General features: G+C 70.7%; 9 protein-coding genes. 7 read left to right on the top strand and 2 right to left on the bottom strand.

Features of this window, described 5'->3' with window-relative positions; all coding sequences use genetic code 11:
* Window positions 1–120: 120 nt before the first annotated feature.
* The gene (locus QQM72_RS35505; RefSeq protein ID WP_314224911.1) at window positions 121–306 is read right to left on the bottom strand and encodes an antitoxin; all 186 of its coding nucleotides are present in this window, start codon (window positions 304–306) and stop codon (window positions 121–123) included.
* A gap of 189 nt (window positions 307–495) precedes the next feature.
* On the opposite strand from QQM72_RS35505, the gene QQM72_RS35500 reads away from it, so the two are divergent.
* The 3 genes from QQM72_RS35500 to QQM72_RS35490 all read left to right on the top strand — a co-directional run bounded on the left by QQM72_RS35500 (window position 496) and on the right by QQM72_RS35490 (window position 2,877).
* Complete coding sequence (locus QQM72_RS35500; RefSeq protein WP_314224910.1) at window positions 496–1,260, top strand: HNH endonuclease family protein; 765 nt, start codon at window positions 496–498, stop codon at window positions 1,258–1,260.
* A 251-nt stretch (window positions 1,261–1,511) separates the two neighbouring features.
* Complete coding sequence (locus QQM72_RS35495; RefSeq protein ID WP_314224909.1) at window positions 1,512–2,348, top strand: hypothetical protein; 837 nt, start codon at window positions 1,512–1,514, stop codon at window positions 2,346–2,348.
* Between the two features lie 403 nt (window positions 2,349–2,751).
* Window positions 2,752–2,877 carry a hypothetical protein gene (locus QQM72_RS35490; protein WP_314224908.1) on the top strand — a complete coding sequence of 42 codons (126 nt, stop codon included), beginning with the start codon at window positions 2,752–2,754 and terminating at the stop codon, window positions 2,875–2,877.
* Here the strand turns inward: QQM72_RS35490 and QQM72_RS35485 are convergent.
* Window positions 2,862–3,266 carry a hypothetical protein gene (locus QQM72_RS35485; RefSeq protein ID WP_314224907.1) on the bottom strand — a complete coding sequence of 135 codons (405 nt, stop codon included), beginning with the start codon at window positions 3,264–3,266 and terminating at the stop codon, window positions 2,862–2,864. The two genes, QQM72_RS35490 and QQM72_RS35485, sit on opposite strands and share 16 nt — an antisense overlap.
* Window positions 3,267–3,541: 275 nt before the next feature.
* Here QQM72_RS35485 and QQM72_RS35480 point away from each other — a divergent pair, with 275 nt between their 5' ends.
* From QQM72_RS35480 to QQM72_RS35465, 4 genes are all read left to right on the top strand, one after another.
* Window positions 3,542–4,372, top strand: a complete 831-nt coding sequence (locus QQM72_RS35480; protein WP_314224906.1) for a glycoside hydrolase domain-containing protein — start codon at window positions 3,542–3,544, stop codon at window positions 4,370–4,372.
* Window positions 4,373–4,399: 27 nt separating this feature from the next.
* Window positions 4,400–4,900, top strand: coding sequence for a hypothetical protein (locus QQM72_RS35475; RefSeq protein ID WP_314224905.1), 501 nt, complete (start codon window positions 4,400–4,402; stop codon window positions 4,898–4,900).
* A 146-nt stretch (window positions 4,901–5,046) separates the two neighbouring features.
* The gene (locus QQM72_RS35470) at window positions 5,047–5,691 is read left to right on the top strand and encodes a SurA N-terminal domain-containing protein (protein WP_142264683.1); all 645 of its coding nucleotides are present in this window, start codon (window positions 5,047–5,049) and stop codon (window positions 5,689–5,691) included.
* A 79-nt stretch (window positions 5,692–5,770) separates the two neighbouring features.
* Window positions 5,771–6,766: a nucleoside triphosphate pyrophosphohydrolase gene (locus QQM72_RS35465; protein ID WP_314224904.1), complete on the top strand. Its 996-nt coding sequence runs from the start codon at window positions 5,771–5,773 to the stop codon at window positions 6,764–6,766.
* The last annotated feature ends 94 nt before the right edge of the window (window positions 6,767–6,860 follow it).

Below are 6,860 nucleotides of genomic sequence, written 5' to 3'. Positions count from 1 at the left end.
CACCTGGAGGCGGCAGATGCGGCTCCAGCAGTAACCACTCGCGATTCGTCAGATCCCCCCGACCCATGACCCAACCAACGAGCGACCAGTCAAAAAGTCACATGATCCGCCGGACAGAACCTAGGGCTGGTCGGGCCGTTCCTCGTCCATGCCCAGCCGCTCGTGCAGCTTCTGCTGCCCGGAGTCGACCTGGGACTCGTACTTGTTGCCCGTCTTCTCGTTCGCCTTCTGCTCCGCGGCGTCGGACATGCTCCTGGCCTTGTCCTGTGCCGCCTTGTTGCTCTTGAACCTGTCGAGGATGCCCATCCAGAGCTCCTTCCGGAGGTGACTCTCCACCGACGATATTCCCCATAAGTGCGAGATGCCCACTTGAATCGGTGGTGGTCTGGACCTCCCGACCGCCCCCGAGCGCCCCCTGGCTAACGTGTGTGCCGGTCCCCGTCAGGGGAAAGCGCCCTGTGCGGGGTGGCATAGGGCCGGCAAGGGGAGGGGCGCGTGAAGCGTCTGAGGGGTGGGGCGGCGGTCGCCGCCGTGCTGATGTGTGCTGTTTCGGTGGCCGGATGCAAGGAGCAGGTCACCGGGTCGGACTCCGGTTCCGCAACGGGTTCGGGTGCCGGTGGTGCGGGAGCGACGGCGGGCGGTGGAGCGGGGAGCGGCGGAGCGGCTCTCACGGCGGCCGAGTCGCTGGCCGTGAAGGGGCGGGCGCCCAAGACCGGCTACGACCGGGAGAAGTTCGGCTCCGCCTGGGCGGACACGGACTCCAACTCCTGCGACACCCGTGACGACATACTCAAGCGCGACCTGGAGGAGGTGAAGTTCACCGGCGGCGCGTGCAAGGTGTCCTACGGCGTACTGGAGTCGGACCCGTACTCCGGGAAGGACGTGACGTACCGGCGTGGCAGCAGCAAGGTCGACATCGACCACATTGTCGCCCTGTCCGACGCCTGGCAGAAGGGCGCCAAGTACTGGGACGCCGGCAAGCGCATAGCGCTCGCCAACGATCCGCTCAACCTCCTCGCCGTCGACGCGAGCACCAACCGTTCCAAGGGCGACGGCGACACGGCGACCTGGCTGCCCCCCAACAAGGCCTACCGGTGCACGTACGTGGCGGCGCAGGTAGCCGTGAAGAAGAAGTACGAACTGTGGGTCACCGCGGCGGAGAAGTCCGCGATGGAGAAGGTCCTGGAGACCTGCCCCGCCCAGAAACTCCCCACCGGGGGCAACCCCACGAAGGCACCGGAGCGTTTCCACGCGGGGTGAGCGGGGGCCGGCAGACCGGCGGCGTCCCCAGGGCGGCCTCACGTCGGCCCTACGGCGCCCGGCTAAGTCGCCGAGGTCCGAGCCCAACGTGTGGATGCGGCACCTGGCCGATGCCCTGTTGCGCATGGAGCGGTATGCGGAGGCGGTCGAGCAGTTCCGCGCGGTCGCGGCTGCATAGGCAGCGTGCTGTGGAACTACTCGGTCGACCCGGTGAGAGAATTCGTCCACGCCCGTACGAACACCTTCGTGGAGTGGGAGAAGGCGGGCCGACCGGCGGCGCCGAGTACGCCTTCATGAACGGATCCGTGCTACCCCTGGAGAGCCCGGTGGACTGGCGTCTCGACGACAGGTTGACAGCACAGATCCGGCGGATGGACCGGGCCCGGCGGCACCAGGCCGCGTTCTTCGCGGTGCGCCGACTGCAGGCGCCTCTGTCGGACATCGCGATGCCGCAGGAGTGGGGCGTGGACCAGGCAGCGGTCGAGGGCCTCCTCCACCAGGGCGCGGCCCGGCTGGACGGCGAGCTCGACGACGACTTCCAACAGGCCCTCGACCGGCTGAGCCGGGCGCCGCTGTTCGACTCCGAGGTCGATCCCGAACTCGCCGAGACCTTTCAACTGGAGGCCATCAGCGGCTGGATGCTGCTGGGCCAGGCCCTGGGCGAGATGACCGAGGACCAGACGGACACCATCGTCGTCCGCACCCGGGAACTCGCCCGCTACCTCGACGGGTGCGTGGACGACACGTTGACGGTGGTGCCGGGGGAGAAGGATCGGGAGTGCTACCTGGCGAACGTCGCCGACCCCCTCCGCGGCTACGGCTTGGGCTATTTCGCCACCCGGAATCTCGAAGTCGAGGGCCGGTGCCACGAGGCGGTCCTGACCGCCACCGACGGGACCGACCTGCCGGCCTCCACGACGGGACGCGAGCTGCTGGCCCTGTGCGACGACTACAGCCGCGAGATGGTGGCGGTGCTCTCGGCGTTCCCACGCGACTGGAGTCCAGGTCCTTCTCGCGTCGACGCAGCCGGCCGGCCCCGGTGGCCTCGTGGGATCAGTGAGGACACTGGCGTAGTTCGCGAGCCGTGAGGTCTGACATGAATCTTTGGGATGTGCGTGCGGGCGACCGGGGCTCAGGAGGCCGGCGCCACGATTCTGTTGGCGCAAGAGGCGGCTCGCCGGGGCGCTGCCGAGACCGGGACCGGGACCGTGGGCGACGGCAGGTGTTGTCCCCGCGACTCGGCCGGCCGTTTCACCCTGCGGCGCGGGCGCCTGGCCCTGGTGGCCGCCGCCCGGCCCGTGAGCTGCCGGCCCCGCTCGACGTCCTCATGGGGCGGGAGCCGCGGACACCCGGCGCAGACCGCCGTCGTCGAGGGCGACGGGCTGTGCGGGGTTGCGGAATGAGTAGCGGCCGTCGTTGATCCGCCCGCCCGCGTGGGTCGTGGTCCACCGCGCAGTACCGGCAGGGCCCTGGCTGGGCGCAGGAATAGAGGTGCTGAAGCCAGAACAGCCGCTCGGCGAGCAGAGTGGAGCGGGACATGGCAGTACGTGGATCGAGGATGTCGGGCACCTGGACATGCTGCCGCACGGCACCCGCGGCCCCTACCTCCCGTACTGATACCCCTGCTGGTACGGCTGGCCCTGCGGGTGCATGGCCGTGCCGTAGGTGGGCTGCGGGGCCGGGAGCCTCTTGTCGAACATCGCGAACAGGAGCATGCCCGTAGCCGTCAGCAGGGACACCATGACGGCGATGCCGAGGTAGGGGTCACCGTCGCCGTCGGCCGTCATCACCGCCCAGGGCAGGGTCACGCACTCGTACAGCGCGAACGAGGCGAAGGCCGCCCAGTCCGAGGAATGGCCGCGGCGGATCGCCACGTAGAGGAAGGGCACCCAGACCAGCAGGCCCAGCGAGCCCCACACCAGGACCCCCCAGGCGAGCCGTTGGAACCAGCCGCCCGCAAGCCGTCTCTCCGCGCCCGCCGCCGTCGATGTCGTCGGCATCGTCATGTCGCCCCCCAAGTCACCAGGGGCTAAGGGTAGGACACGGACGGGCCGCTCCAGGGCGTCGCTTCTTTACTGTGACATGAGCGAATCTTGTCGCTATGCGGGACCTGTGTTTCCCGATCAGTGGGTTGGCGCGGGTTACGGTGCGATCCGTCCGGTGCGGACGTCGGGTCGAGACCGTATCGTCGCATCGGATCAGGGGACTTCGGCCTGGCACGGGCACACGCCACAGGCCCACGCGGCAAGCGCCGCACACGGAGACGAACGATGGGGTGGGGATGGCCGAGCACCGGCAGTCCAGGAAGCGCAGATACATCACGTGGGGCGTGGCCGGCGCGGCCGTCCTCGCGGGGGCCGGGATAGCGGCGCAGACCTCGATGGCGGCCACCACCTGGCCCGCCCAGAAGACCTACACCGGGCGCGCCTTCGACGCCTGCACCGCGCCCTCGCTGGCCGCGATGAAGGCCTGGAAGACCGACGGGTACTACGGCGGCGCGGCCGTCTACGTCGGCGGCAAGAACCGCGGCTGCGCGCAGCCCAACCTGACCGCCTCCTGGGTCAAGTCGGTCAACACGGTCGGCTGGAAGCTGATCCCGCTCTACGTCGGCGCCCAGCCGCCCTGCCAGACGGGCTCCAGCCCCGAGAAGATCACCGCCGCCACGGCCACCTCCCTCGGCGCGACGGACGGCGCCGACGCGGTCGCCAAGGCCTCGGCGCTCGGCATGAAGGCCGGCAGCCCGGTCTACCTCGACATGGAGGCGTACGACATCACCGACAAGGCGTGCAACGACGCCGTGCTGGCGTATGTGCGCTCGTTCACCAAGACCCTCCGCGCCAAGATCTACCGGGCCGGTTACTACGGCTTCAGCAGCTCCAGCGCCAAGGCCATCGCCACCGCGACGAACAAGACGGACCTGCCGGGCAACCTCTGGTACGCCCTGTGGGACAAGAAGGACACCACGACCACCGACTGGCCGTGGGGCGCCACCCAGTTCACCGGCCACAGCCGCGGCCACCAGTACCAGGTCAACAGCAAGGAGACCCGCGGCGGTTACACGATCACCGTGGACCGCGACACCTGGGACGCCCCGGTCGCCATCGTCGGCTGAACCGGATCACACCAGACCGCAGGCACGGTGCAGGACGTTCGGGGGAGGGCGGGACATGAGGATGGTCTTCGCGGGAGCGGTGGCCGGCGCGGCGCTGCGTACGACCGTCCCGCCGTCCCCGCCACCCGGGCCCGCGCCTACACCGACGTCGACGCCTGCCTCCTCACCGGGGACAAGGGCATCACCGCCGACAGCACCGCGGCCACCGTCTGGCAGGGCATGCGGGACGCGTCCGTGAAGACGCACGCGCGCGTGAGCTACGCGCCGGTGACCGGCGAACAGAGCACCGGCAACGCGCGCCCCTTCCTCAACGGCCTCCTCCAGCGTTCCTGCGACGTCGTCCTGGCGGTCGGCGATCCCGAGGTCACCGCGGTGGAATCGACGGCGGCGCGGTACAGGAAGGTCGACTTCGTCCCGGTGGGCGGCGCCACCCGCGCGAGCGGGAACGTGCGCACGGTCCCCACGGGCGACGGTCTGCGCGCGGGCGTCGCGGAAGCGGTCGAGCACGCGGTGGACGCGCGGGGCTGAGCCCTCGCACCGAAGAGCGGGCGCGGCGGTGCCCGAAGTCCTGGTGAATCGTTGGTCGAATGGGTTGGCCCCAGCCGCCCCACTGCCTAACATCGATCACCGCAAGACTTTGTGCACCGTCGCACAATCTCCTCGGGAGGTTTCCCTTGCACCGCCGTCGTCGTACCGCGCTCCTGCTGTCCGCCGCGATCGTGGCGGCCCCTCTCCTCGCCGCCTGCGGGAACGACGCGCATCCCGGCGCGGCGGCCGTCGTCGGCGACCAGCGGATCACCGTCGCGCAACTGGAGAGCCGGGTGAACGAGGTGCGCACGGCCCAGCGGGCCGCGGTCACCGACGACGCCCAGTACGCGCAGGCCGTCGCCCAGACCGGCTCCCTCGCCCGCGACACCCTGCACGGCATGGTCCTCGACAAGGTGCTGCACCGCGCCGCCGAGGACGCGGGCATCACCGTCAGCCGCCGGGAGGTCCAGGAGATGCGGGCCGGCCTGGAGCAGCAGGCGGGCGGCGCGAAGGGCCTGGAGACGGCGTGGCTCCAGCAGTACGGCATTCCGCCGCAGCGTCTCGACGAGAACCTCCGCCTCCAGCTGGAGGCCCAGAAACTCGCCACCGAGCTCGGCACGAACACCAGTCAGCCCGCCTTCTGGAACGCGCTGTCCAAGGCGTCCAAGGCACTCGACGTGGATCTCAACCCGCGCTACGGGAACTGGGACGCGCAGAAGGTCGCCCGCGTCGACGCGAAGACGCCCTGGGTACGGGAGATCTCGGCGGCCGGGACGCAGCAGACGACGTGACCATGTGATCGTACGACCGGGCGGTCCTTCCTGTGGATAACTCGCGGGGCCGCTGACGGGCGTGGGTTACGTTCGGGGTGTGAACGCCATCAGCTCCGCCGCCGCCCACACCCCGGCCGACGCCCCCGGCCGCGTCGTCCTGCTCACCACCAGCCACCGCGTCGCCCCCGGCCTGCTGTCCTGGCCCGCCTGGCAGGCCCTGCGCACGGCGGACCGGGTGCTGTGCGCGGACGGCGCGCATCCGCAGCTGCCCTATCTGCGGGAGGCGGGCATCACCGTCGAGGAGACCTCCCCGACCGCCGAGGAACTGCTCGCCGCCTGCGCCGGCGGCCGCACGGTCGTGGTCGTGGCCACCGGCGAGGGCGAACCGGCCCTCACCGACGGCCTGGCCCGCCTGGCCGGCTCCGGCCGCGTGTCCATGCCCGACCTGGAACTGCTCCCCGCCTCCTACGACCTCCCCGGCGCCCGGCTGCTCGACCTCGTCCAGGTCATGGACCGGATCCGCGCCGAATGCCCGTGGTCCTCCCAGCAGACCCACAAGGGCCTGGCGAAGTACGCGGTCGAGGAGTCGTACGAACTGGTCGAGGCGATCGAGGACGGCGACCACGACGAACTCCGCGAGGAACTGGGCGACGTCCTGCTCCAGGTCGTCTTCCACGCCCGCATCGCCGAGGAGGACGAGGAGTCCCCGTTCTCCGTCGACGACGTCGCGGGCACGATCGTCGCCAAGCTCATCCACCGCCACCCCCATGTCTTCGGCGACGCCACGGCCACCACCCCCGAGGAAGTGAAGGAGCACTGGCTGCGCACGAAGGCGGCGGAGAAGCGGCGGGAGTCGGTGACCGACGGCGTCCCCCTTCACCAGCCCGGTCTCGCCCTCGCGGCGAAGCTGGTGTCCCGGGCCCGCACGGCACGGCTGGAGGTACCGCTGCCGACGGCCGAGGGCATCGGCTACGAACTGCTGGCCCTGGCGGCACGAGCCGAGTCGGAGGGCGTCGACCCGGAGGCGGCCCTGCGCGCGGCGGCGCGGGCGTACCGGGACGCGATCCGGGGTGTCGAGGGGGCCGATGGCTAGGAGGCGACGCCGCTGATGCCGCCCTCCGATACCGCGAAGCCGCCCACATGGTGTTAGCCCGCCGCGCGGAAGGCCCTCGCGGAGCGCGGCGAGG

Source organism: Streptomyces zaehneri (assembly GCF_032248645.1).
Lineage (GTDB): Bacteria > Actinomycetota > Actinomycetes > Streptomycetales > Streptomycetaceae > Streptomyces > Streptomyces coriariae.
Note: the sequence above shows the minus strand (reverse complement) of the source record. Positions and strands in the feature narration are given on the sequence as shown.

What these genes read in the sequence shown, in the direction of transcription:
- QQM72_RS35485 (WP_314224907.1), bottom strand. Translation starts at nt 3,266, where the DNA reads ATGACGATGCCGACGACATCGACGGCGGCGGGCGCGGAGAGACGGCTT.
- QQM72_RS35505 (WP_314224911.1), bottom strand. Translation starts at nt 306, where the DNA reads ATGGGCATCCTCGACAGGTTCAAGAGCAACAAGGCGGCACAGGACAAG.
- QQM72_RS35480 (WP_314224906.1), top strand. Translation starts at nt 3,542, where the DNA reads ATGGCCGAGCACCGGCAGTCCAGGAAGCGCAGATACATCACGTGGGGC.